Origin of the sequence: Mycolicibacterium canariasense (genome assembly GCF_002101555.1) — a bacterium.
Taxonomy (GTDB): Bacteria; Actinomycetota; Actinomycetes; order Mycobacteriales; family Mycobacteriaceae; genus Mycobacterium; species Mycobacterium canariasense.
Window position 1 is genome coordinate 1 of record NZ_LQOL01000038.1, and the last position, 21,712, is coordinate 21,712.

At 68.6% G+C, this 21,712-nt stretch carries 23 protein-coding genes and 1 pseudogene; 6 read left to right on the forward strand and 18 right to left on the reverse strand.

The window, feature by feature from the left end; all coding sequences use genetic code 11:
• The 3 genes from AWB94_RS07430 to mftA form a co-directional block, all read right to left on the reverse strand.
• The coding region (locus AWB94_RS07430; protein ID WP_337349839.1) for a radical SAM protein at nucleotides 1-228 on the reverse strand (228 nt) is incomplete at its 3' end.
• On the reverse strand, nucleotides 225-485 hold the full coding sequence (mftB, locus tag AWB94_RS07435) for a mycofactocin biosynthesis chaperone MftB (RefSeq protein WP_062659687.1): 261 nt from the start codon (nucleotides 483-485) through the stop codon (nucleotides 225-227). The genes AWB94_RS07430 and mftB, both read right to left, overlap by 4 nt.
• A 1-nt stretch (nucleotide 486) precedes the next feature.
• Nucleotides 487-591, reverse strand: a complete 105-nt coding sequence (mftA, locus tag AWB94_RS07440; protein ID WP_109762638.1) for a mycofactocin precursor MftA — start codon at nucleotides 589-591, stop codon at nucleotides 487-489.
• 159 nt (nucleotides 592-750) lie between these two features.
• Between mftA and mftM the strand changes: the two genes are divergently transcribed.
• Nucleotides 751-1,617 (forward strand): mycofactocin oligosaccharide methyltransferase MftM, encoded by an 867-nt coding sequence (gene mftM, locus AWB94_RS07445; RefSeq protein ID WP_062659942.1) that lies wholly within the window; start codon nucleotides 751-753, stop codon nucleotides 1,615-1,617.
• A 3-nt stretch (nucleotides 1,618-1,620) separates the two neighbouring features.
• On the opposite strand, the gene AWB94_RS07450 is transcribed toward mftM, so the two are convergent.
• The 6 genes from AWB94_RS07450 to AWB94_RS07475 are packed head-to-tail and all read right to left on the reverse strand — an operon-like array spanning nucleotide 1,621 to nucleotide 8,413.
• Nucleotides 1,621-2,568 carry a sugar kinase gene (locus AWB94_RS07450; RefSeq protein WP_062659943.1) on the reverse strand — a complete coding sequence of 316 codons (948 nt, stop codon included), beginning with the start codon at nucleotides 2,566-2,568 and terminating at the stop codon, nucleotides 1,621-1,623.
• On the reverse strand, nucleotides 2,565-3,221 hold the full coding sequence (locus AWB94_RS07455) for a bifunctional 4-hydroxy-2-oxoglutarate aldolase/2-dehydro-3-deoxy-phosphogluconate aldolase (protein WP_062659688.1): 657 nt from the start codon (nucleotides 3,219-3,221) through the stop codon (nucleotides 2,565-2,567). The genes AWB94_RS07450 and AWB94_RS07455 overlap by 4 nt, the downstream gene beginning before the upstream one ends.
• Nucleotides 3,211-4,452: a D-mannonate dehydratase ManD gene (manD, locus tag AWB94_RS07460; RefSeq protein WP_062659689.1), complete on the reverse strand. Its 1,242-nt coding sequence runs from the start codon at nucleotides 4,450-4,452 to the stop codon at nucleotides 3,211-3,213. Before manD ends, AWB94_RS07455 begins: the two co-directional genes overlap by 11 nt.
• Nucleotides 4,453-4,489: 37 nt before the next feature.
• Entirely contained in the window at nucleotides 4,490-5,884 is a 1,395-nt protein-coding gene (locus tag AWB94_RS07465) for an MFS transporter (RefSeq protein ID WP_062659944.1), read from the reverse strand.
• A 34-nt stretch (nucleotides 5,885-5,918) separates the two neighbouring features.
• Nucleotides 5,919-6,923, reverse strand: coding sequence for a zinc-binding dehydrogenase (locus AWB94_RS07470; protein ID WP_062659690.1), 1,005 nt, complete (start codon nucleotides 6,921-6,923; stop codon nucleotides 5,919-5,921).
• Nucleotides 6,920-8,413 carry a mannitol dehydrogenase family protein gene (locus AWB94_RS07475; RefSeq protein WP_062659691.1) on the reverse strand — a complete coding sequence of 498 codons (1,494 nt, stop codon included), beginning with the start codon at nucleotides 8,411-8,413 and terminating at the stop codon, nucleotides 6,920-6,922. The genes AWB94_RS07470 and AWB94_RS07475 overlap by 4 nt, the downstream gene beginning before the upstream one ends.
• Nucleotides 8,414-8,579: 166 nt before the next feature.
• On the opposite strand from AWB94_RS07475, the gene AWB94_RS07480 reads away from it, so the two are divergent.
• The gene (locus AWB94_RS07480; protein WP_064961412.1) at nucleotides 8,580-9,365 is read left to right on the forward strand and encodes an IclR family transcriptional regulator; all 786 of its coding nucleotides are present in this window, start codon (nucleotides 8,580-8,582) and stop codon (nucleotides 9,363-9,365) included.
• Here AWB94_RS07480 and AWB94_RS07485 read toward each other — a convergent pair.
• Both AWB94_RS07485 and AWB94_RS07490 read right to left on the reverse strand, forming a co-directional pair.
• Nucleotides 9,346-10,449, reverse strand: coding sequence for a sensor histidine kinase (locus AWB94_RS07485; RefSeq protein ID WP_062659692.1), 1,104 nt, complete (start codon nucleotides 10,447-10,449; stop codon nucleotides 9,346-9,348). The two genes, AWB94_RS07480 and AWB94_RS07485, sit on opposite strands and share 20 nt — an antisense overlap.
• A 2-nt stretch (nucleotides 10,450-10,451) precedes the next feature.
• Nucleotides 10,452-11,174 (reverse strand): response regulator transcription factor, encoded by a 723-nt coding sequence (locus AWB94_RS07490; protein ID WP_062659693.1) that lies wholly within the window; start codon nucleotides 11,172-11,174, stop codon nucleotides 10,452-10,454.
• Between the two features lie 6 nt (nucleotides 11,175-11,180).
• Here AWB94_RS07490 and AWB94_RS35725 point away from each other — a divergent pair, with 6 nt between their 5' ends.
• The 4 genes and pseudogenes from AWB94_RS35725 to AWB94_RS07510 all read left to right on the forward strand — a co-directional run bounded on the left by AWB94_RS35725 (nucleotide 11,181) and on the right by AWB94_RS07510 (nucleotide 13,673).
• Nucleotides 11,181-11,510 carry a hypothetical protein gene (locus tag AWB94_RS35725; protein WP_234811653.1) on the forward strand — a complete coding sequence of 110 codons (330 nt, stop codon included), beginning with the start codon at nucleotides 11,181-11,183 and terminating at the stop codon, nucleotides 11,508-11,510.
• Between the two features lie 45 nt (nucleotides 11,511-11,555).
• Nucleotides 11,556-12,638: pseudogene (locus AWB94_RS07500) on the forward strand (catalase family peroxidase).
• The gene (locus tag AWB94_RS07505) at nucleotides 12,625-13,200 is read left to right on the forward strand and encodes a cytochrome b (protein ID WP_062659694.1); all 576 of its coding nucleotides are present in this window, start codon (nucleotides 12,625-12,627) and stop codon (nucleotides 13,198-13,200) included. Before AWB94_RS07500 ends, AWB94_RS07505 begins: the two are co-directional and overlap by 14 nt.
• Nucleotides 13,197-13,673, forward strand: coding sequence for a DinB family protein (locus AWB94_RS07510; RefSeq protein WP_062659946.1), 477 nt, complete (start codon nucleotides 13,197-13,199; stop codon nucleotides 13,671-13,673). The genes AWB94_RS07505 and AWB94_RS07510 overlap by 4 nt, the downstream gene beginning before the upstream one ends.
• 92 nt (nucleotides 13,674-13,765) lie before the next feature.
• On the opposite strand, the gene mnoR is transcribed toward AWB94_RS07510, so the two are convergent.
• The 7 genes from mnoR to AWB94_RS07545 all read right to left on the reverse strand — a co-directional run bounded on the left by mnoR (nucleotide 13,766) and on the right by AWB94_RS07545 (nucleotide 21,580).
• Nucleotides 13,766-14,455 (reverse strand): two-component system response regulator MnoR, encoded by a 690-nt coding sequence (mnoR, locus tag AWB94_RS07515; RefSeq protein ID WP_062659695.1) that lies wholly within the window; start codon nucleotides 14,453-14,455, stop codon nucleotides 13,766-13,768.
• A complete protein-coding gene (locus AWB94_RS07520; protein ID WP_409365995.1) occupies nucleotides 14,452-15,807 on the reverse strand; it encodes a MadS family sensor histidine kinase in 1,356 nt (451 codons plus the stop codon). Before AWB94_RS07520 ends, mnoR begins: the two co-directional genes overlap by 4 nt.
• Nucleotides 15,804-16,982 carry an iron-containing alcohol dehydrogenase gene (locus AWB94_RS07525; RefSeq protein WP_234811654.1) on the reverse strand — a complete coding sequence of 393 codons (1,179 nt, stop codon included), beginning with the start codon at nucleotides 16,980-16,982 and terminating at the stop codon, nucleotides 15,804-15,806. The genes AWB94_RS07520 and AWB94_RS07525 overlap by 4 nt, the downstream gene beginning before the upstream one ends.
• Nucleotides 16,983-17,142: 160 nt before the next feature.
• Nucleotides 17,143-18,636 (reverse strand): MadC family VWA domain-containing protein, encoded by a 1,494-nt coding sequence (gene madC / locus AWB94_RS07530; RefSeq protein ID WP_062659696.1) that lies wholly within the window; start codon nucleotides 18,634-18,636, stop codon nucleotides 17,143-17,145.
• Nucleotides 18,633-19,658, reverse strand: coding sequence for a MadB family AAA-type ATPase (locus AWB94_RS07535; RefSeq protein WP_062659697.1), 1,026 nt, complete (start codon nucleotides 19,656-19,658; stop codon nucleotides 18,633-18,635). The genes madC and AWB94_RS07535 overlap by 4 nt, the downstream gene beginning before the upstream one ends.
• A gap of 72 nt (nucleotides 19,659-19,730) precedes the next feature.
• Entirely contained in the window at nucleotides 19,731-21,002 is a 1,272-nt protein-coding gene (mdo, locus tag AWB94_RS07540; RefSeq protein ID WP_062659698.1) for an NDMA-dependent methanol dehydrogenase, read from the reverse strand.
• 167 nt (nucleotides 21,003-21,169) lie between these two features.
• Entirely contained in the window at nucleotides 21,170-21,580 is a 411-nt protein-coding gene (locus AWB94_RS07545) for a cupin domain-containing protein (protein WP_201029628.1), read from the reverse strand.
• Nucleotides 21,581-21,712 lie beyond the last annotated feature (132 nt).

Sequence of the window (21,712 nt, forward strand, 5' to 3'; positions counted from 1 at the left end):
ACCACCACCGATGTTCACGTAGAACACCTGCATGCGCTCCAACTCGTCGATGATGCCCTTGCACTGCTGCGTGCTCAGCTCACGCGGATCGCGGCGACCCGACGACGACAGACAGTGCACACACGACAGGTTGCACGCATAGGTCAGCTCCCAGGTCAGGCAGATCGGGGCATCCAGACCCAGTTCGAACTGGTCAGTGAGGGTGACCGCTGGCGAAAACGTCGTCATGACTGCACCAGCATCTCGGAGTGCGCCAGCGCGGCAAGCGCTTTGGTATAGGGAGCGCAGTCCTGCACCCCGGCCGCGGCCAGGGCGGCCGCGGCACTGGGGTGCTCGGGCAGGGACTGCACCACCTCGACCACCGTGCGGCTCTTCAGGAACGACAGCTTGCGGGTACCGAAGTGGTACAGCAGCGCGCCGAACGGTTCGGGCCGGACGGCGACCTGCGGGTGCAGTCGCCAGGCGCCGTTCGGATCGAACGGCATGTCAGTACACCCCGCACATACCGTCGATGAAGACCTCCTCGACCAAGGTCTCCTCGACCAGCGGCGTTGCCGTCGTGGCGGTTTCGGTGGCGTCATGAGTGGGCATCGGTACCTCCGGGGCTGTGATGGACACCACTCACGCTAAGTCACGCCGATGTCACACAACACTGGCCGGACGGGCAGTTGGGCACCCACCCGATCAGGCGCCGATCGCGCCCAGTTGGTGCGGGCGGACCCGACGCCCTCGCCAATAGCGTTGTACACCATGACCGTTGCCCTTCTGGATCCCGCCGAGGTCGATCCCCTCGCGCCGTCTGCGGTTGGCGTGTGGCAGGCAGACGGGGTGCGGGTGTTGCGCCGCCCGCGGTCGAACGCCCGGCGCGGGGCCCGGTTCACGGCCTCTCGCGACGGCGCCGTGTTGACGGTGCGGCACGACCTCACCCCGCACGAGCTGAACGACGAACTGGCGGTGCTGCTGACCGAGCAGCTGGGCACTTGGTTGCGGGGTCGGCCGGAGTTCGAGCAGGTGTTCACCGGTGTGGTGCGCTCGACGGTGGACGGCGGTATGGCGGCGTGGCTGCGGTTCTACCGCAACTCCGTGGCGGCGCTGGAGGACGGCAGCGCGGCGTTCGCCCCGATCCATCGGCGGGCCGCCGAACTGGTTGTCGGCGCCCGGTTGATCGACCTGGGGTCCTGCTTCGGCTTCTTTCCGCTCCGCATGCGGCGCGTCGGTGTCGACGTCCTGGCCACCGACCTGAGCGGACCGACGATGGACCTGCTGGACGCGGTGAGCCATCGGCTACAGCGCCCGGTGCGCACCCTGCGGTGTGACGCCGGCCGGGTTCCCTTGCCCGACCACGCGGCCGACACCGTCACCGCGTTGCATCTGCTCGAGCATCTGGACGAGCCGACCGGAGACCGGGTGCTCGCCGAGGCGTTGCGGCTGGCCCGGCGCCGGGTGGTGGTGGCGGTGCCATTCGAGGAGCAGCCACAGGCCTGCTACGGGCATATCCGCCGATTCGATATCGCCACATTGCGAACACTCGGTGAACGGCTCTGTGCCGCAGACCCATCCAGGCACGTGACCGTCTTCGAACACCACGGCGGCTGGCTGGTGCTCGACCGGCGCTAGCGGCTAGCGCAGGACCGGATCGCCCCCGAGGCAGAACCGCTCCACGTCGGCCAGCGTCGGGCTGGATTCCCAGTCACCCGGGGTCATGCACAGTATCGCCCCGCACGCGTTGGCACGCCGCAGCCGCTGGGCCACCGACAGTCCGTGCAGCCACCCGCTGAGATAGCCGGCAACAAAGGCATCGCCGGCGCCGACGGTGTCAACCACGTCGACGGGGATCCCGGCGCCGTGGATCTGTTCACCGGGCAGGTGCACCGTGGCGCCGTCGGCGCCCTGTTTGCGCACCACCTCGCTACGACCGGAGCGGACCAGGCGTGCGGCCGCCTCGGCCGGGTCGGAGTCGGGGAACAGCACGTGCAGTTCCTCCGGGCCGCCGAACACGATGTCGGCCTGTTCGGCGAACTTGCGCAGCAACGGACCGGCCACGTCGGCGGGCGCCAGGGCGGACCGGTAGTTGATGTCGAAGCTGATCCGCACCCCCGCACCGCGGGCGCGGTCGAGCGCCGATTGCATGCAGTCGCGTGCGCTGTCGGACAACAGCGCCGTGATGCCCGAGACGTGCAGTACCGACACGTGTTCGATCCAGCCCGTGGGCACGTCGTCGGGTCGCAGCCGAGATCCCGCCGACCCGCCGCGGTAGTACAGCACGGCGGTGGAGCGAGTGGTCGGGCGCTCCTTGATCATCAACCCGGTGGGGGCGTCGGGGTCGATGACACCGTGGACATCCACGCCTTCGGCCCGGATCTCCCGGGTGACCCGCTCCCCCAGCGGGTCGTCGCCCACCCGGCCCAGCCAGCGGCTGTCGATTCCCAAGCGCTGCAGCCCGATTGCCACATTGCTCTCGGCGCCGCCGATGCCCAGGATCAGATCGGACACATGCCGCAGGGAACCGATATCCCTGGTGCGCATCAGGGCCATGGTCTCGCCGAGCGTGGCGACCCGCGCCGTCATGGCGCGTCCCGCCGGCACGCGGCGACGAAGGCCGCTGCCCGCTGCCGGAGTTCGCCGAGATCACCGCCGCGTACGGCGTCACCCAGCAGCGGGCCGCCCACGCTGACGGCCGCCGCCCCGGCGGCCAACCACGGCCCGACCTCGTCCAGGCCGATACCGCCGGAAGGGACGACAGAGATTCCGGGGAAGGGTCCGCGCAGATCCTTGACGTACCCGGCGCCCACCTGGTTGGCGGGGAAGATCTTCACCGCCGCCGCCCCGGCCCGCCACGCCGAGAACAGTTCCGTCGGCGTCAGTCCGCCGGGAACGATCGGCATACCGGCCCGGTGCGCGTCCTCCACGAGGCCGACATCGGTGATCGGGGTGACCACGTAGTGGGCGCCGGCATCGACGGCGGCCATCAGCTGCCCGGCATCGGTCACCGTGCCCACTCCGATGTCCGCGGCGGCACCGTAGACCGCCAGCAACCGCGGCAGGCGCTCCAGGGTGCCGGGTGTCGTCAGGGTCAGCTCGACGCTGGCCACGCCACCCTCGACGAGGGTCTCCAGGATGCGGTCGTAATCGGTGGCGTGCTGGGCGCGCACCACCACGATCAGCTTGGCCTCGGCGGTGCGGGCCGGAATCGCCAAGCGGCTCAGGGTGTCACCAGTCATGGACCGTTCCGTCCTGCAATCGATTCACCGGGAGGTAGGCGGCCGTATAGGTGAAGGCGGCCGCCGCATCCTCGTCCAGTTCGACGCCGAGGCCCGGCGTGTCACCGGGGTGCAGGAAGCCGCGCTCGAAGGTGAACGACGTCCGGAACACACCCAGCGTGGTGTCGCTGTGCGGCATGTACTCCTGGATACCGAAGTTGTGAATCGCCAGGTCCAGGTGCAGGGCCGCGGCCATCCCGACCGGGGAGATATCGGTCGGTCCGTGCATCCCCGACCGGATCCCGTAGATGCCGGCGAAGTCCAGCAGTTTGCGCATCGCCGTCACGCCGCCGGTGTGGGTGACCGCGGACCGCACGTAGTCGATGAGCCGTTCGGTGATCAGGGTTTGATAGTCGTACACCGAGTTGAACACCTCGCCGATGGCCAGCGGCGTGGTGGAATGGCTGCGCACCAACCGCAACGCGGCCTGGTCCTCGGCCGGCGTGCAGTCTTCCAACCAGAACAGGTCATAGGGTTCAACGTCTTTGGCGAATCTGGCCGCCTCGATCGGAGTCATCCGATGGTGCCCGTCGTGCAGGATCCGTAACTGGCTGCCGAAGTCCTCACGGATCTTGGCGAAGATGCCGGGCATGTGGGTGAGATAGGCCCGGGTGTCCCAGGTTTCCTCGATCGGCGCGGTCGCGCCGCTTCCGTCGGCCGCGCGGTGCGCCGGCTCGTAGTCATAGCGCGCGCCCGGCTTGTTGGTGGCCACACCGTAGATCTGCCCGAGGCCGGGCACACCGGTTTGCACCCGCACCGCGGTGTACCCGGCCTCCACGTACCCCGCGATGGCGTCCTTGAGGGCGGGATAGTCGGGGCCGGACGCGTGCCCGTAGACGCGGATGCGGTCCCGGCTGGCCCCACCGAGCAACTGGTACAGCGGCACGCCGGCCTTCTTGGCCTTGATATCCCACAGGGCCATGTCGACGGCGGCGATGGCGGCCATGGTGACCGGTCCGCGCCGCCAGTAGGCGCCGCGGTAGAGGTACTGCCAGGTGTCCTCGATGCGATCCTCGTCGCGGCCGATCAGCATGGAGGCCAGGTGTTCGGAAAGGTAGGCGGCGACCGCCAATTCGCGTCCGTTCAGCGTGGCGTCACCCCAGCCGACGATCCCGTCGTCGGTGACGATCTTGAGGGTGACGAAGTTGCGTCCCGGGCTGCAGACGTTGACGTCGATCTTGTCGATGCTCATTGCGTACTTTCGTGGCTTCGGTTCGTATTCGGTTCGGTCACATCGCGGCGCGCGGGTCGGTCAGGTCGCGACCGGTCCAATCCTTGGCCCACACGGCCACGATCAGTGCCGACAACGAGTACAGGCCCATCATCACCATGATCGGGATCGGACTGCCGGTGGCGGCGGCCACCCAGGCGGCCGCGACGACCGGGCCGATACCGGTCGCGATGACGGCGGCGATTTCGCGGACGACAGCGGTGAGCGTGTATCGGTTACGGGCGCCGAAGATCTCCGGGATGGACACGTTCTCCAGGGATGCCGGGCTGAGCACCGCCACGTTGTGCAGCACCACGTAGCCGACGAACACCCACAGCAGGTTCTTGGAGTCGATGGCCAGCATGGTCGGTACGATCACCACCAGGGCGGCCGACATCACGATGATGTACATGCGGCGGCGGCCGAATCGGTCGCCCAGCCAGCCGATCGTCGGAATGGTGAGAAAGCCGACGATGGACGACACGATGACGGCGTTGGCGCTGACGCTCTTCTGCAGGGCGAGAGTCAGTGTCATGAACGAGATGAGGTAGGTCTGGATGAGACCGGAGTTGCCCGCCTGCCCGAACCGCAGGAAGAAGGACACCAGCAGCGCCTTCACCGGCTTGCGCTCGATGGCCTCCAGCGTGCGGGTGTCGGCGCCGCGGGTGGCCCGGTCGACGATCTCGGCGCGCGAGAGGGCGCGACCGTCGATGACGTCCTCGCGCTCCTCGAATACCGGGCTCTCCTTGAGGTTCAGTCGAATCCACACCGCGAACACCATCACCACGGCGCTGGCGATGAACGGGATGCGCCAACCCCAGGCGATGACATCGCTTTCCACCAGCACGCCGAGCAGGATGGCCCAGATCGCCGAGGCGAACAACGTGCCGCAGTTGGTTCCCAGCCCGACCAGGGAGGCCACGAACCCGCGCCGCTGCGCGGGAGCGTATTCGGCGAGCATGACTCCGGCACCACTGATTTCGGCGCCGGCGCCGAAGCCCTGCAGCAGTCGCAGGGCCACCAGCAGGATGGGCGCGAGCATGCCGACCTGGTGGTAGGTCGGCAGCACACCGATGAGGGTGGTGGCCGCACCCATCAGGGCGATGGTGTAGAACAACACCTTCCGCCGGCCGATCCGGTCACCCAGCCGTCCGAAGAAGACCGCTCCGAGCGGCCGGGCGATATAGCCGACACCGTAGGTCGCCATCGACAGGACGACCGCCATTCCCGGGCTCTCGCCGGAGAAGAACAGCTGGCTGAATACCAGCGCGGCGGCCAGCGAGTAGAGCTGGAAATCCATGAATTCCAGTGCCGTGCCGAGCCATCCGGACACGGCGGCGCGCACCAGGTCCGCCATGCTGCGCTGGGAGGTGGCGGGCTCGGCGGGAGCCTGCGGTTCGTGGGCGGTCGTCATCGTCATTCCTCGTGGGGTCGGGTTCGGATTGCGATCAGAACTGCAGGAGCACCTTGGCCGAGGCCGAGGCGTCGCGGGCCAAGGTGAATGCGTCCACGGCTTGCGATGCCGGGACGGCATGGGAGATGACCGCGTCGAGGTGATCGTCGGCGGCGAGAATGGCCACCGCCTCATCGATTTCGTCGGCGAAGCGGAAGGCGCCGACCAGGGTGAGTTCCTTGCCCAGCATCGGTGCCAGGTTCACCGCGATCTCGGTGTTCGGCAGGGTGCCGACCTGCACGACGATGCCGGCCCGCCGGGCGGCGCGTACCGCCTGGGTGAGTGACACCCCCACCCCGGAGCATTCGAAGACGACATCGTAGGACTCGTCGGCGATGCCGTCCCGGCCGACCAGAACGGTGTCGACGGCGCCCAGCGCACGCGCCCTGGCCAGTGGCTCGGGCCGAAGGTCGCTGACCCCGATCTCGGTCGCGCCGGCGTGCCGGGCGGCGGCCACCGCGAGCAGGCCGATCGGACCGGCGCCGATCACCAGAACCCGACGGCCGGAGAGGTTTCCGGCCAGCGCGACGGCGTGCAGCGCCACCGCCAACGGTTCGGCCAGGGCCGCGCGGCGCAACGGCAGTCCGGCCGGCAACGTGCGGAGCATGTGGTCCTCGACGACCAGCAGTTCGGCAGCGCCGCCCTGCCGGTGGGGGAACGTGGCCGCGCTGCCGAGATAGTCGCCACCCGGGTGCAGATGTGGACGGTCGGCCAGACCGGGCACCGGCTGCCCGTACCGGGCGGGGTGCACCGTCACCGGTGTACCGGCCGGGTGGCGCCCGGACGGGTCGAGGTCGACCACGGCCGACAGCTCGTGACCGGGTGTGAACGGCTCGCGCACGACGTTCTCGCCATTGGCGCCGTGAAAGTAGTAGTGCAGATCGGAACCGCAGATGCCGACGTAGCTGACCCGCAGCCGAACCTGCCCCGCGGCCGGGACGGGTTCGCTGCGGTCTTCCCAGCGGATGTCTTCTTTGCCGTGGATGGCAAGGGCTTTCATCGCAGCGTCGTCCTGTCCTCGGTTGCGGAGGTGGCCTCTCGTGCGGCCGCCGTTATCCCGCCGCGGGCGATCGTCTCCACCAGCTGTGCCACCCGCTCGCCGAATGCCGGCTGCGCGGTCAGCTCATCGGGCAGAAAACCGTTGTCCAGCACCGCGAGTGCGTGCTCGCGGGGCCCGGTCGTGCCGCGGGTCGCCGCTGCGAGTCGGTGCCGCGCGGGTTCGCGGATCTCACCGGCGTACGGACCGGGATCGAAACCGGGCGGTGGCGCAACAGCGCAGATCCAGCCGGCGACCGTGAGTGCGAGCAGGTGCGGCACCCGCCCGGCCCGCAGTGCGAACAGAGCCGGCTCGGGAATGCGCTGCAGCAGTTTCACCGAACCGTCGGTGCCGACTTGCGAGGTGCGGTGCCCCAGCGCGGCATTGGCCCAGCGGTGTGACAGCGACTCCAGATAGCCGTCCGTGTCGAATCCGCGCGGCAAGGTGATGCTCGGTAGATAGTCAGCAGCGATGCAGGCGCGCACCGCATCCTTGACGAAGTCCTGCGCCCAGGCCTCGGCGATGGTGGCCCGACCGTCGAGCAGGCCGAGATACGCGATCAGCGAATGTGATCCGTTGAGCAGTCGCAACTTGACGAGCTCGTAGGCGTGGACCTCGTCGCTGAGCACCGCACCCGCCCGTTCCCAGGCCGGCCTGCCGGCTGCGAACGTGTCCTCCAATACCCACATGGTGAAGTCCTCGGCCGGCACCGGACAGCGATCGTCCACCCCGAGTACCTCGGCCACCGCCACCCTCGTCTGGTCCGTGGTCGCCGGCACGATGCGGTCCACCATGGAGTTCGGGAAGCTGACGTGTTCGGCCACGAACGCCAGCACGTCCTCGGATGCCGAACTGGCGTGCAGGAATTCGGTCACCACGGCACGGGTCGCCTGCCCGTTGGACTGCAGGTTGTCACAGGACAGGACGGTGATCGGCGCTCCGCTGGCGGCACGCATCGCCAGTCCCCGGGCGATCAGCCCGATGGTGCTGCGGGGATGGGCGGGGTCGGCGATATCGCGGCGAACGTCGTCGAGACCGACGTCCAGGGCGCCGGTCCGCGGCGACCGGCAGTAGCCCACCTCGCTGACGGTGAGGGTGAGGATCCGGTGGCGGGGGTCCGCGACGGCCGCCACGAACGACTCCGGTTCGGCGGCCAGCACCCCGAGACCGCGGTGCACGTCGACGACACCCGCGCGCCGGCCGTGGTCGGAGTGTTCGAGCACGGCGTATCGGCCGTCTTGGGCACGCATCGCCGCGACCACCTCCGATGAGCGGTTGGCGAATCCGTAGATGCCCCAGTCGCCGGTCTCGGCTGCCAGCGCCTGGGCGGTGTACACCGCGGCGTGTGCCCGGTGGAAGTTGCCCAATCCCAGGTGCACCATGCCCGTGCCGGGGTTCGCCGAAGCCCCGATCACGGCACCGTCCGGGGTGCTCGAGCGGGTCAGCCGACGCATCGTTGCGCTCTCCCAGATGTCTCACACCAAGCCGGTGCGTTCCGTATTATGAACCGTACGTATCGCATTGCGAAACTACGGTGACATGTGGGCCATGCTGTGTCAAGGGTCACCACGGCAACTGTGCCAAGCTCTGGGATACGGCGACTCAGAAGGGAGACGCAGCATGGACGGCAAGGGTGCGGCCCCGGTCGGCAGTGTCGACAAGGCACTCGCGCTCATCGAACTGCTCGCCGCCGCCGGGCCCGACGGGCTGGCGCTGCGGGAGGTCGTCGAGGCCAGTGGCCTGAACAAAGCCTCCGCCCACCGCACCCTGCAGGCGCTGCAGCACCGGGGCTTCGCGGAGCAGGACGCACACCAGCGCTACCGGCTCGGGTCCCGGCCGGCAATGTTGGTCGAGCAGTTTCTCCGTGAGGAGAACCTGCCCGCGCTCTTTCGCCCCACGCTGCTGGCCATCTGCCAACAGGCCCAGGAATTGGTGCACCTGGGCATCCTGGACGGACACAACGTGCTCTACCTGGACAAGGTGGAACCGGACCGCACCATCCGGGTGTGGTCACGGGTGGGACGGCAGGTCAGCGTCGTGACCACGGCGCTCGGGCGGGCCATGATCGCCGCCGAAGGCGGCGGTGACACCCTGCTGGCCGCCTACACCAGCGATGTCGATCCCGTTGTCGCCGAACGCTTCACCCACTCGGTCGCCGAAGCCAGGGTGGCCGGCTATGCCACCGAGCGCGAAGAGAACGAGGCCGGAATCTGCTGTGTGGGTGTGGCTTTGCGACGCCCCACGGGCCGGCCGGTGGCCGTCAGCGTCACCGGCCCCAGCCATCGCATGGGTGCCGACCGCCTCAAGGCGCTGGGCAACCAACTGCGCGACGTGTTGAGCGTTTCGGCACCGCCGGGATTCGCACTGGCCCCGCGCGATGCCGCCGCTAGCGTGCCGGGATCGTGAACGTGAACGTGCTGCCACGGCCGGCGCCGGCACTGGCAGCCACGATACGACCACCCTGTGCCTCGACGAACGCCCTGGCGATCGCCAGACCGATACCGGCACCGCCGTGCCCACGGTCCCGGGCGGTGTCGACGCGGTAGAAGCGCTCGAAGACCCGGTCCAGGTGTTCGGCCGGGATGCCATCGCCGGTATCGGAGACCGAGACCTCGACGGCAGCACCCGCCGACCGTGCGCCGATCCGGACACGATCACCACTGTGCGTGTGCCGCAAGGCATTGTTGAGCAGATTGGTCAGTACCTGCCCGATGCGTTCGGGATCGCCGACGACGGACGGAAGCCGGGGGTCGATATCGGAGTCCAGCCCGACACCCTTGGCGCGATACTGCGGTTCGAACGAGGCCACCGCGTTGGTGACCAACTCCGCGACCTCGACCGGGCGCGCCTCGACCGCATCCGGGCGCTGCTCCGCGCTGAACAAGGCGCCGACATCGGCGCTGAACCGGGTGAGCCGGCGTGTCTGGTCGCGCAGCACGCCGATCGTCTCCGCGTCCAGGGTCTGTACGCCGTCCTCCAGCGCCTCGAAATAGGCCTCCAGGACCGCCACCGGGGTGCGGATCTCGTGGGCCAGGTCCGCCAGCATCTGCCGCCGGGTCCGGTCGACGTCACCGAGCCGCTGCGCCATCGTGGTGAACGCCGCGGCGATCTCGTCGAACTCCTTGCCGAGCCCGGCGGGTGAGACCCGGACGTCGTAGTGACCGTCGGCGATTGCCGTTGCCGCGCTGGCCAGTTCGGAGGTTGATCGGTAAACCCGGCGACTCAGGTACCAGCTGAGCACCAGCGCCGTCACCGCCGACACCGCCAGTGCGGTCCCCACCGACATCGCCGTCGCGCGCGTGAAGGCCCGTTGGTAGGGACGATCGGTGGCACGGCCCGGCTGCACGGCCGCATCCATCAGCCGCTGGAACATCGGTGGACCCACCAGCATGGCGACCACGATCGTCGTGGCGATACTGGTGACGACGACAACGGAATTGGCCGCGATCAGCCGGGTACGGATTCCGAACCGGGCGGTGTCGCCGGCCATCACTATCCCCTGCCCATCCGGTAGCCGACCCCGCGCACGGTGGTGACGTAGCGGGGCTGCGTGGGATCGTCACCGAGCTTGCGGCGCAGATGCCCGATGTGCACGTCGACGATATTGTCGTTGCCCACCCAGTTGTCCCCCCAGACCGCCTCGATCAGCTGACGCCGTCCCAGTACCTGACCGGGGCGCGCCGACAGCGCGGCGAGGATATCGAATTCCGTTCTGGTCAAGCGGATTTCCTGCTCGTCGAGATGCACCTCGCGGGCGCCCATGTCGACCCGCAACGCGCCGATGGAGCGCGGCGGCTGTGGCGCACCGGGATCGTGGGCGCGGGTGTCGCGGCGCGGCCTGCGCAGCATCGCGTGGATCCGGGCCACCAGTTCGCGCGGGCTGAACGGCTTGGTGACATAGTCGTCGGCGCCGACCGACAATCCGACCACCGTGTCCACCTCGGTGTCCCGGGCGGTGAGCATCACCAGATAGGCGTCCGAGAACATCCGCAGCTGGCGGCACACCTCGAAGCCGTCCATGCCCGGAAGCCCGACGTCGAGCACCACCACGTCGGGGTCGACGGTGCGGGCCTGCGCCAGCCCGGCGGGACCGTCGTGGGCGGTGTGCACCTCGAAACCATTCTTGACCAGGTAACTGGCCACCACCGTCGTCAACGGCACCTCGTCGTCGACGATCAATGCGCGCAGCGTCGTCACGCCCGCAGTATCCGGCATTTCTCCATGATGCCCGGGCCGGTGCCACCGGCCAGGACCTACATCAAATCTTCAGAATCCGATCAATCAATCATCGCCAAGGCCCGGCAAGGTCAGGTCATCAACCCAACCAACCAGGAGATTCCCGTGCTCATCACCGCCATCACCCGCGCGGTGGCCTGTGCGCTGGCCGCCGGGGCCGGCATCGCGATCGCCCTGGCACCCGTCGCCGCCGCCGATCCCAACCCGGTGCTGCCGTACGGCACCAACCCCCAGGTGCCCAGCCTCGTCGGCCCGCACACCGCGAATCATGACGAGCTGGACACCACCAACGGCCGGCTCGATCTGCCTTTCTGAGTACATCGGAGGACGAGCACGCGAGGAGAAGGCAATCTGGACAGCATGAGCCATGACAACCAGCGGGGCTTCGGCCTCAATCGCCGCGACGCCCTGGTCGGGCTGGCCGCCGTCACCGGCGTGGTGGCGGTCGGCGCCGGCGGGCTCGCCGTCGCTTCGGACTGGCTGGGTCCGCCCCGGCTGACGGCCGCACGATTCACCGACCGGTTCGAACAGCTCTACGGCCGCCACGACGGTTTCCGCCGCAACCACGCCAAGGGTGTCGCCGCTTCCGGCACCTTCACCAGCACCGGTGCGGCGACGGAAGTCTCGAAGGCATCCGTGTTCCGCGGCGGCACCGTGCCGGTGATCGCCCGTTTCTCACTGTCGGGCACCCTGCCCGACCAGAAGGACCAGCCCGCGACGGTGCGGGGATTGGGGGTGCTCTTCCAGACCCCGGACGGTCAGCAGTGGCGCACCGCCATGGTCAACATCCCGGTGTTCCCGGACAGCACACCCCAAGGGTTCTACGACCGGATGCTGGCCTCCAAGCCGGATCCCAAGACAGGCAAGCCCGATCCGGCGGCGATGGCGGCGTTCCTGGCCGCCCATCCGGAGACCGCAGCGGCCATGAAGGTGATCAAGGCGGCACCGCCGAGCCCCGGCTTCGCCGACAGCACGTTCTGGGGACTGAACGCGTTCCTGGCCACCGCCGAGAACGGGCACACCACACCCATCCGGTGGTCGCTCGTCCCGGCACAGCAGGCCAGCACCACAGCACAGGGCGACGATTTCCTGTTCGACGCCCTCATCGAGCAGGTACAGCGCGGCCCGGTCTCCTAGCGGCTGGTTCTGACGTTGGGCCAGCCCGGCGATCCCACCCACGACGCCACCCTCGGGTGGCCCGCCGACCGCCGGACGGTGGAGGCCGGTGTGCTCACCATCGACCGGCTGGCCACCGAGGCACCCGGCAACGCCCGCGACATCAACTTCGATCCGCTGGTGCTACCGGACGGGCTGGCCGCATCCGACGACCCACTTCCGAGGGCACGCTCGGCGGTATACGCCCAGTCGTTCAACCGGCGGGCCCGAGAACCCAAGTCGCCCAGCGAAGTCGACGTCGAAAAGGTGATCCATGACGAGCACTGACTCCCCGCCCGCCACGATGCCCAAGTTCACCCTGCTGTCCCGGCTGCTGCACTGGGCAATGGCGGTCATGGTGATCGGCCAGTTCTTCCTCGGCGTCACCATGGTCGCCGCACTCACGTATTACCCCCTGCTGCTGGCGATTCACCGGCCGCTGGGGATCGCCATCCTGGTGTTCGCCGTCGTCCGCCTGATCAACCGGCTCACCCACCGGCCACCGCCGTTCCTGGCGACCATGGGTAAGGCCGAACGCAAGATCGCCACCTATTCGGAGTACCTGCTCTACGCGCTGCTGCTGGCACAGCCGCTGGTGGGCTGGGCCATGCTCTCGGCCGCGGATTCACCCGTCACGATGTTCGCCGGGCTGCACCTGCCCGGCATCGCACCGCACGGAATCGCCTTGTACGCGGCACTGCGGACCACCCACACCGTGCTCGCCTACTTGCTGTTCGCCGCGTTCACCGCCCACATCTGTGCCGTCACCTTCCACACCGTGGGGTTGCGGGACGGGTTACTGAAACGGATGTCCTTGTGGCCCAGCAAGTGGCCGAGCAAGTCTCGATGAGCGCTTTCGACGCCACCCTGGATCCGGAACGTGTTCAGCTGGAGGCGTTCATCGAGGACTACCGCACGGCGATCGAACGGACGCTGGACGGTCTGACCGAGGAACAGGCACGCCGGCGGCTCGTCCCGTCGGCGACAACGTTGCTCGGCCTGCTCAAGCACGTGACGTGGATGCAGCGGGTGTGGTTCGAGCAGTGCGTCGGCGGCACGCCGCGCAGCGCGTTCGGTGTGCAGAGCGTGGACGAGTCATTCCACCTCGGCGAGGATGACACCATTGCCACCGTTCTCGCGGCGCATCAGCAGGCTTGCGCGACAGCCCGATCCATCGTCGCCGACCTGCCCCTGGACACCGTGGCGACGGGCCACGCCGCGGGCCCGCGCACCCTGCGCTGGGTGTACCTGCAAGTGCTGCGTGAGCTGGCACATCATTGCGGGCACGCCGATATTCTGCGCGAGCAGATCCTCGCGGATTAGATCTCCAGGGCGTGGCGGATGGCCGCCAGTCGTCGAGCGTGCACCCAGATCGGCCGATTCCACGTATCCATGAGCTGCGTGCACACTCGGCGTCAGATCAGGCCGCGCTTGCTGGCCGCGTACACCGCCTCGGCCCGGCGGCTGACCTGCAGCTTGCGCATGATGTTGCTGACGTGGAATTTCGCGGTGGTCGCCGAGATGAACAGCTTCTCACCGATCTTGTTGTTGGACAGTCCCGTTGCCAGCAGGCGCAGCACTTCGATCTCCCGGTCGGTGAGCTGCTCCCGCGGTTCGGTGCGGCCGCTCAGCGAGCGCACCACCGCGGCGGCGCTGCGCGAGTCGAATGCGCTCTCACCGATCGAGATGGCCCGAATGGCGCGGACCAGTTCGGTGGTGTCGACGTCCTTGACGACGTAGCCTCGGGCACCAGCGTGCACGGCCCGCACCACCAGGTCCTCGTCCAGGAATGTGGTGAGCACCAGCAGGCCGACCTGCGGGTGCGCGGCGGACAGCTTGGCGCACAGGGATAATCCCTCGAAGTCGGAGCCGGCCGACAATTTCAGGTCGAGCAGCACGACGTCCGGACGTACCGCCGCAACCATGGCCGCCGCCTCGTTCTCGCTGGATGCCTCGCCGACCACCACGAGGTCGTCCTCGCGCTCGAGCACCGACCGCAGCCCCTGCCGCAGGATCGGGTGATCATCGACCAGGGCCAGCCGGATGGCCGTCCCCGGCTGGCCGGGCACGGCGTCGGCCGTGCTGCTGCGGACGTGCACCGTCATGATGGAATCCCCTTCCTGGGTATGGTCGCGACGACGCGGACCCCGCCGATGCGGGAGCGCTGGACCGCGAAGGTGCCGCCGTGTTCCCGGCAGCGGGCCAGCATGTTGGCCAGCCCACGGTGATGTCCGTCGACGTCGGTGGCCTGGGCCATCCGCAACATCAGGCGCAGCTTGTCCGGGTCGCCGGTGCCGTCGTCGGAAACCGACAGCGTCACCGCGGCCGGCCGGTACCGCAACCGCACGATCGCCCGGGTCGCGCGGCCGTGCATGGCGGTGTTGAACAGTGCCTCCCCCGCCACCCGCAGCAGTGCGTGCTCGACCTCACCGGGCAACTCCGCAACGACCCCTTCGACTTTCAGGCAGACACGCAGGTCTTCGGGCATGTGCACGGTGGCCAGCTGCTCCATCAGCTCGGGCAGCGTGGACCGGCCGGCGTCACCGGGCTGGTTGAGGGTGTAGATCGCCGAGCGCAGCTGTTCGGTGGCCGACCGGGTGAGTGTCTTGGCCGTGTGCAGCCGGTCGAGCAGGTCGGAGGATCCGGCCAGCTCCCCGGCCCGAGCTTGAATCTCGCTGCGGCACACCTCGATCTGCATGCCTGCCGACAGCACCGTCTGGGCGACGCTGTCGTGCAGTTCGCGGGCGATCCGGTGGCGCTCCGAATCGAGCACTTGATGTTGCTGAGCCGCACCGAGTTCGCGCTGGGTGGCCAGCAACTCGGCGTTACGCGCCTCCGACTGGGCCAGCAACGTCTGGGCACGCTGGAACAGCTCGCAGTTGTGCAGCGCGACGGCGGTCTGGCTGGACAGGATCCGCATGACGGTTTCGTCGGTGCCGTCCAGCATGCGATCGGTCGGCGTCCAGGCCGCGAACGCGCCGATCACCCCACCGTCGAGTTCGATCGGCACGTGCGCGTGGTGTGGTTCGATGACCGGCAACCGGAACTGGGCGAGCTGTCCACGCAGGATGTCGTTGAGCCGATTGAGCACGGCGTCGGGCAGGTGCGGCACGGGATGCTTTGCGCCGGAAAGGCCTTCGAACGAATAGGCGTGCCCCTCGGCATCCAGGATGAGGTGGCGCGGGCGGGCCTCCGGCAGGGCACCGTCGGCGAGAGCGATGAGCACCCACTGGGCGCCGAGATGGGTGCGGGCCGCCTCGGCCACGGCCCGAACCAGGTTCTCCGGCCCGTTGACCGTCTGCACCAGCGCCCGCGAGATGGCGTCCAGCGCAGCGATGACCCGTTCCGTGCGCAGCGCCGCCACCCGGAACTCCGGGTAGAACGTGCCCTTACCGGAGCGCACCCCGGTGAGCCGCTCCAGGTCCGGCTCCGGGCGCCGCAACGAACCGGAACTCACAACGCGGCCCGGAACAAGGCCCGCAACTGCGCCTCGTCGGCGGCCCGCGGATTGGTGGTGATACACGCGTCGGCCATGGCGTTGTGCGCCAGCACCGGCACGTCCTCTTCGCGCACCCCGAGTTCGGCCAGGCCGCGGGGCACCCCCACCTGCCGCGCCAGCTCCTGCAGCCGATCGGCCAGCGCCAGTGCCGATTCCAGCTGGGGTGCCCGCTGGTCGGCGATGCCGAGGCAGGCCGCGATGGTAGCGAACGGCGCCGGATCGGCCTCGGCGTTGAACCGCACCACATGCGGCAGCAGCACGCCGTTGATGACGCCGTGCGGAAGATCGAGCAGTCCGCCGACCTGATGGCTCATCGCGTGCGCGGCCCCCAGGATGGCGTTGGTGAACGCCAGGCCGGCCTCCAGCGCCGCCTGCGCCATCAGCACCCGGGCCGACATGTCCTGCGGCCGTTCGATGGTGGTGACCAGGTTCTCGGTCACCATCACCACCGAGCGCAGCGCGTGATGGTCGGTGAGCTGATTGTGCCCGAGCGAGACGAACGCCTCGATACCGTGCGTCAGGGCATCCAAACCCGTTGCCGCGTTGAGCCATTCGGGCATGGTGGTGAGCAGCCGCGGGTCGATGACGGTGATATCGGGCACCAGGGCCCGGCCCAGGATGGTGATCTTGGTGTTGCGGGTGGTGTCGGTGACGATGCAGAACTGCGACACGTCGGCCCCGGTGCCCGACGTCGACGGCAACACCACCAGCGGCGGGATCGGCATGGTCGCCTTGTCCACACCCGCATAGTCCAGGATGTCGCCGCCGTTGGCGGACAGGATGGCGATGCCCTTGGCGGCGTCGATCACCGAACCACCGCCGAGGGCGATCAGCACGTCGCACCCGTGGGTTCGATAGAACTCATGGCCCGCGGTGATCTCGTGGTCTTTCGGGTTGGGTGTCAGCGCACTCCACACCTTGACCGCGACGCCCTGGTCCCGCAGGTGCCTGACGAGTTCGTCGACCCAGCCGGCTTCGATCAGCCCCGGATCGGTGACCAGCAGCGGCCGCAGCCCGCCCAGGCGCAGCGCGGCGTGGGCGGCCTCGGCCATCGAGTCGAGCCCGAACACGATCTCCGGAGCGTGGAATTTCAGCAGTCGACTCGGCAGGCCGTCGCCCCGGGTCGTCGGCACCGAGAGGGGTGCCACCTCCGCTTGCGCTATCACCTCGCCCGCCCACTCCCTGCTGTGTGATCCACGTAACACACCCACCCTACGTCGGTGGATGGGTCTGACCAACGTGCAGGTGGACAGGGTGGGCACCTGCCCGATCGGGTAGGTCCTCGGGTGAGCGCTAAGAAAGAGCGTGGGCCAGTTCGGCGGCGCGGGCCAGCAGCGCGTCGGCGTCACCGGCCACCACGACCTTGTCGCACACCTGGGCGTAGTCGGGCATCGCGCAGGTGGCCTGGCGCCAGTAGCGGTGCGGCTCGGGAGTCACCCAGGCCAGCCGGTGCACGCGCCGGCGCAGCGCCCGCAGCCGCTCCACGCCGGGCGGCAGCCCGCCGCTGCGGCCGTCTCCGACGATCAGCACGGCGGTGCGGGAATCCAGCGCATCGGCCTGGCCGCGCAGCATCTCGCCGAACACCTGCCCGTAATCGCTGCTGGCCTGCAGGTCCAGCTGACCCTCGGCCAGCACGGCGGCCAGCGCGTCGTCACCGCCGGCACGCAACAGGATCTCGGTGACGTCGACGGGCCGGTCGACGAAGGCCATCACCCGGCAACGGTGGGCGCGGCGGTGCAGGGCCTGGGCCAGCCGCAGCGTGAACGCGGTCACCGGGCGCACCGACAGCGACACGTCGGCGATGACCAGCAACCGGATCCGGTCCGGCAGCGGCGTGCGCATGACCAGATGGAACGGCACCCCGTCGGTGCGCAGGCCGGCGCGGCTGGTGCGGCGCATGTCGAGGCGCCCCCTGCCGCGTTCGCGAGGGCGCGGTCGCGGTGCGCCCCGCATCCGGCGCAACACCTCATGGCAGGCCAGGTCGATATCGGCGGCCAGGCCGGTGTCGGCGGCGGTGTCCGGTGTGTCGGCCGCGGCGGTGAGCCCGGCGCGTTCGGCCAGCGCCGCGACGAATCCCTCGACCGCCTGTGTCAGCTGGCTCAACTGTTCGGCGGTCAACGGCTCACCGGCCTCGCCGCCGTAGGTGCGGCTCGGGTCGTAGGCGTCCAGCCAGGCCAGGATGGCGTCGGGATCGTCGAAGCTCAGCGACCCGGCCACCACCGGGGCGACCGAGTCGGCGAGATCCCCGGCGACCGCGGCGGCGGCCCGATCCACCTCCACGGTGTAGCGCACCCCGCGCCGGCCCTCATCGGCTTCGGCCGACACGGTCAGCTGGTCGTCGGCCGCCGTCACGCTGTAGTCGTCGTCGTCCTTGTGCGGGTTGAACCCCTTGTCGGCCTCCGGAGTGTCGAAGTGCTCGCCGACCTCGGCGGCCCGCTCGTTGTACTCGGCGTACCGGCCGACCTCGGCATCCTCGTCGATATCGAGGTGGTCGGGCAGGCCCGAGCCGGTGTGGGCACGGCTCGGGCCTGCCTCGTGCTCGTGGTGAGCCCGCGGCGTATCGCCGAACATGGCGTCGAACGCCCGGTCGAAACCTCGTTGTTCGCGACCGTATTTCGCGCAGGTGGCCCGTAATGCGGCGCGCAGCGCCCCGCGGTCGGCCGCACCGAGCAGGCCCAGCACCCGGCGCACCTCGATCACCTCGGCCGGTGAGGTGGCCACCCCGGCGCGGCGCAGCAACTGGCCGAACGCCGCGGCGACGGCGTCGAGCAGCTGCGACGGTGTCATCGCCGGCCACCCCGCGCGCGGAAGGCCGCGGTGGTGGTGTTCGCCGGCCGCGATGCCACGGTGACCCGTTCGTCCGGCTCGGCGGGTACGGGCTGCTCGGGTGTGGAGGCCAAGTGCCGCAACGCGATATCGCGGTCGCTGCTGAATTTCACCAGCGCGGAGAGCAGCACCCCGTCATCGGTGGCACCCAGGATGGCCGCCGCCCGAGCCGCGTCGATCACCTCGGAGATCGACGGGCTCTTGCGCAGCGGCAGCTCGCGCAGCGTGCGGGCCAGTTCCACCACGCCGGCCACCACCGCCGGTTCGACATGGGGGGCGCGAACCCCGACGATCGCCCGCTCCCGTTGCGGGGTGGGGAAATCCAGGTGGTAGTGCAGGCAACGGCGTTTCAGCGCCGCGGACAGTTCCCGGGTGTCGTTGGACGTCAGCACGACCCACGGGACCGACCGCGCGACGAAGGTTCCGATCTCGGGGATGGTGACCTGCCGCTCGGCGAGCACCTCGAGCAGCAGGGCCTCCATCGCCTCCTCGGTACGGTCGACCTCGTCGACGAGCAGCACCACCGGTTGTTCGGACAGCACCGATTCCAGCAGCGGCCGCACCGAGAGGAAGGCTTCCGAGTAGAGCCCGAAGTCGCGCTCGGCCAGATACCGCGAGGCCTCTTCGATATCGTCGATGCCCGCGGTGGCCGCGGTGATCCGGTCCCGCAGCAGCTGCACGTGCAGCAGTTGCTTGGCGTAGTCCCATTCGTAGAGCACGCGGTTGTCGTCCAGACCCTCGTAGCACTGCAGGCGGATCAATCGCCTGCCGCCGGCCGCGGCCAGCGCCTTGGCCAGTTCGGTCTTGCCCACCCCGGCCGGTCCCTCCAACAGCAGCGGGCGGTCCAGCGCGGTCGCCAGGTGCACGACGGTGGCCAAGTCGTCATCGGCGATGTAGTCCTGCTCGCGCAGCGCGGCGGAAAGATCGGCCGCGTTGTCGAAGGTGACGGGGTGGTCCAGCGTGCGGACCGTCTCAGCGGTCATCTCGATCTCCTGTTGTGTGGACAGGGCCCGTTCAGCGGCTCGTGCTGCCGCTGAACGGGTCCGCATCAGTGCCTAGTAGGACTCGTTGATGGCGTGCCCCACAACGGGAATCATCGACTCGACGGTGACCTCGCGGGGATTGCCGGGCGTGCACCAGTCGTCCTGGATGTGCTCGGAGATGGCCAGCACGGTCTTGTCGTCGCCGGTGATGACATCGCCCCGGCCGGCGTACTTCCCGGTGTTCATCCGGTTCTTCGCGTACGAGTCGGTGCGCACCTGGGAGAAGTTGTCCGGGATGCCGACGTCCTGGGACAACCGGATGGCGGCCTCGACCGCGGCGTCGGCGGCCTGCACGGTGGTCATGTTGCGGGTGTCCACCCCCATGGCGGTGGCCAACTGCGCGTAGCGCTCGTAACGCGACGGCAGGTTGTACTCCCACACCCGCGGCAGCGCGATGGCGTTGTTCAGTCCGTGGTGGCTGTCGAAGAACGCCGAGACGGCGTGGCTGATCGAGTGCACGATGCCCAGGCCACCGGAGTTGAACGCCTGCCCGGCGATGTACTGCGCGTTCATCATCCCTTCGCGGGCCTTGAGGTTGCGTGGCTCGAACACCGCCTCACGCAGGTGCTTGGCCACCAATTCCACCGAGTACAAAGCGTTTCCGAGCGACGGAGCGAAATCCAGGCGGGACACGTACGGCTCGCTGCCGTGGGCCAGCACATCGAATCCGCAGTAGGCGGTGAAATGCTGCGGGCAGGTGTAGTACAGCAGCGGGTCGTCGATCGCCAGGGTGACGATGGTGGCCTCGTCGAAACCCACCCACTTGTGCGGGTGCTCCATATCGGAGGTGTCGGTGATGACATAGGCCCAGGACGTCTCCGAACCCGTCCCGGCCGTGGTGGATACCGCGATGTGCGGCGGGTTCTGCTTGTTGGTCGACTTGGCGAAGCCCTCGAATTCGTTGATGTTGCGGCCGTCGTGGGCGATGACGACGCGGGCACCCTTGGCGGCGTCATGGCTGGAGCCGCCGCCGATGGAGATAATGCTGTCGCATTTCTCCTGCTGGTACAGCGCGGCCGCCTCCATGACGTTGTAGTCCTTGGGGTTGGACTCCACCTTGTCGTAGAGCACCACCTCGACGCCCTGGTATTCGATCTTGCCGGTGAGCTCCTCGATGATGCCCGAGCCGCGCAGGCCGGTGGTCATCAGCAAGGTGCGCTTGAAGCCGAGGTTCTTGGCCTCCACACCGATGATGTCGTGCGCGCCGACACCGAGCAGCGCGCGGGGAAACGGATGGAACTCCTTGATCGGGAAGTCCCAAATCTGGTTCAGCTCAATGGCCATCAGCGTGCTCTTCCGTGGTCGATGAATGCTTGCACCGACCACGGTGAGCCCCTGTGGCGCCAGTCACAATGGGTTCGGCGATCAACCGACCGACCGGGCGCCCGAAACCGTCCACTCGGGCAGGTGCCGGCGGCCCGGCGCCCTGACCGCTGAGACGGGGTAGCGCCTCAGTCGACGCCGGCGTCCATCGGATACGGATGGTCGGCGTCGGTCTCGTAGCAGATCGCGAACGGCTTGTTGGTGATGAACAAGAAGGTGACATCGTTGTCGGCGGTGGCACCGTGTTCCATCCACCCACCCTCGGGAAACCACACGAAGCTGCCGGGCCCGTACTGGCCTTTGTGGGTGTTGAGCACCCCGTCGAGCACGTACATGCCGTGGCCGTGCGGGTGGGTGTGCCACACATTCGTGAAGCCGGCCGCGTACCGGAGCAGGAACACCTGCATGCCCGTCTCCGGATCGGAGAACAGCTCCTTGGACGGTATCTCCGCACCGATCTGAGGCACCACGAAGGTGTCCCACGGCATCCGACTGGAGTCGGCGACGGTCAGTTCGATCTGGTTCGACGGCGTCTTCAACGGGAAATCCTCTCGTCAGGCCACGCGTGGCGCGTGGCTACCGAAAGGACGGTAGGAGGTCAGCGTTTCCCGTTGGTATCCAATGGATTACACCGCGATTCAGCAGGTAATGGCGATGTAAAACATCTCGGG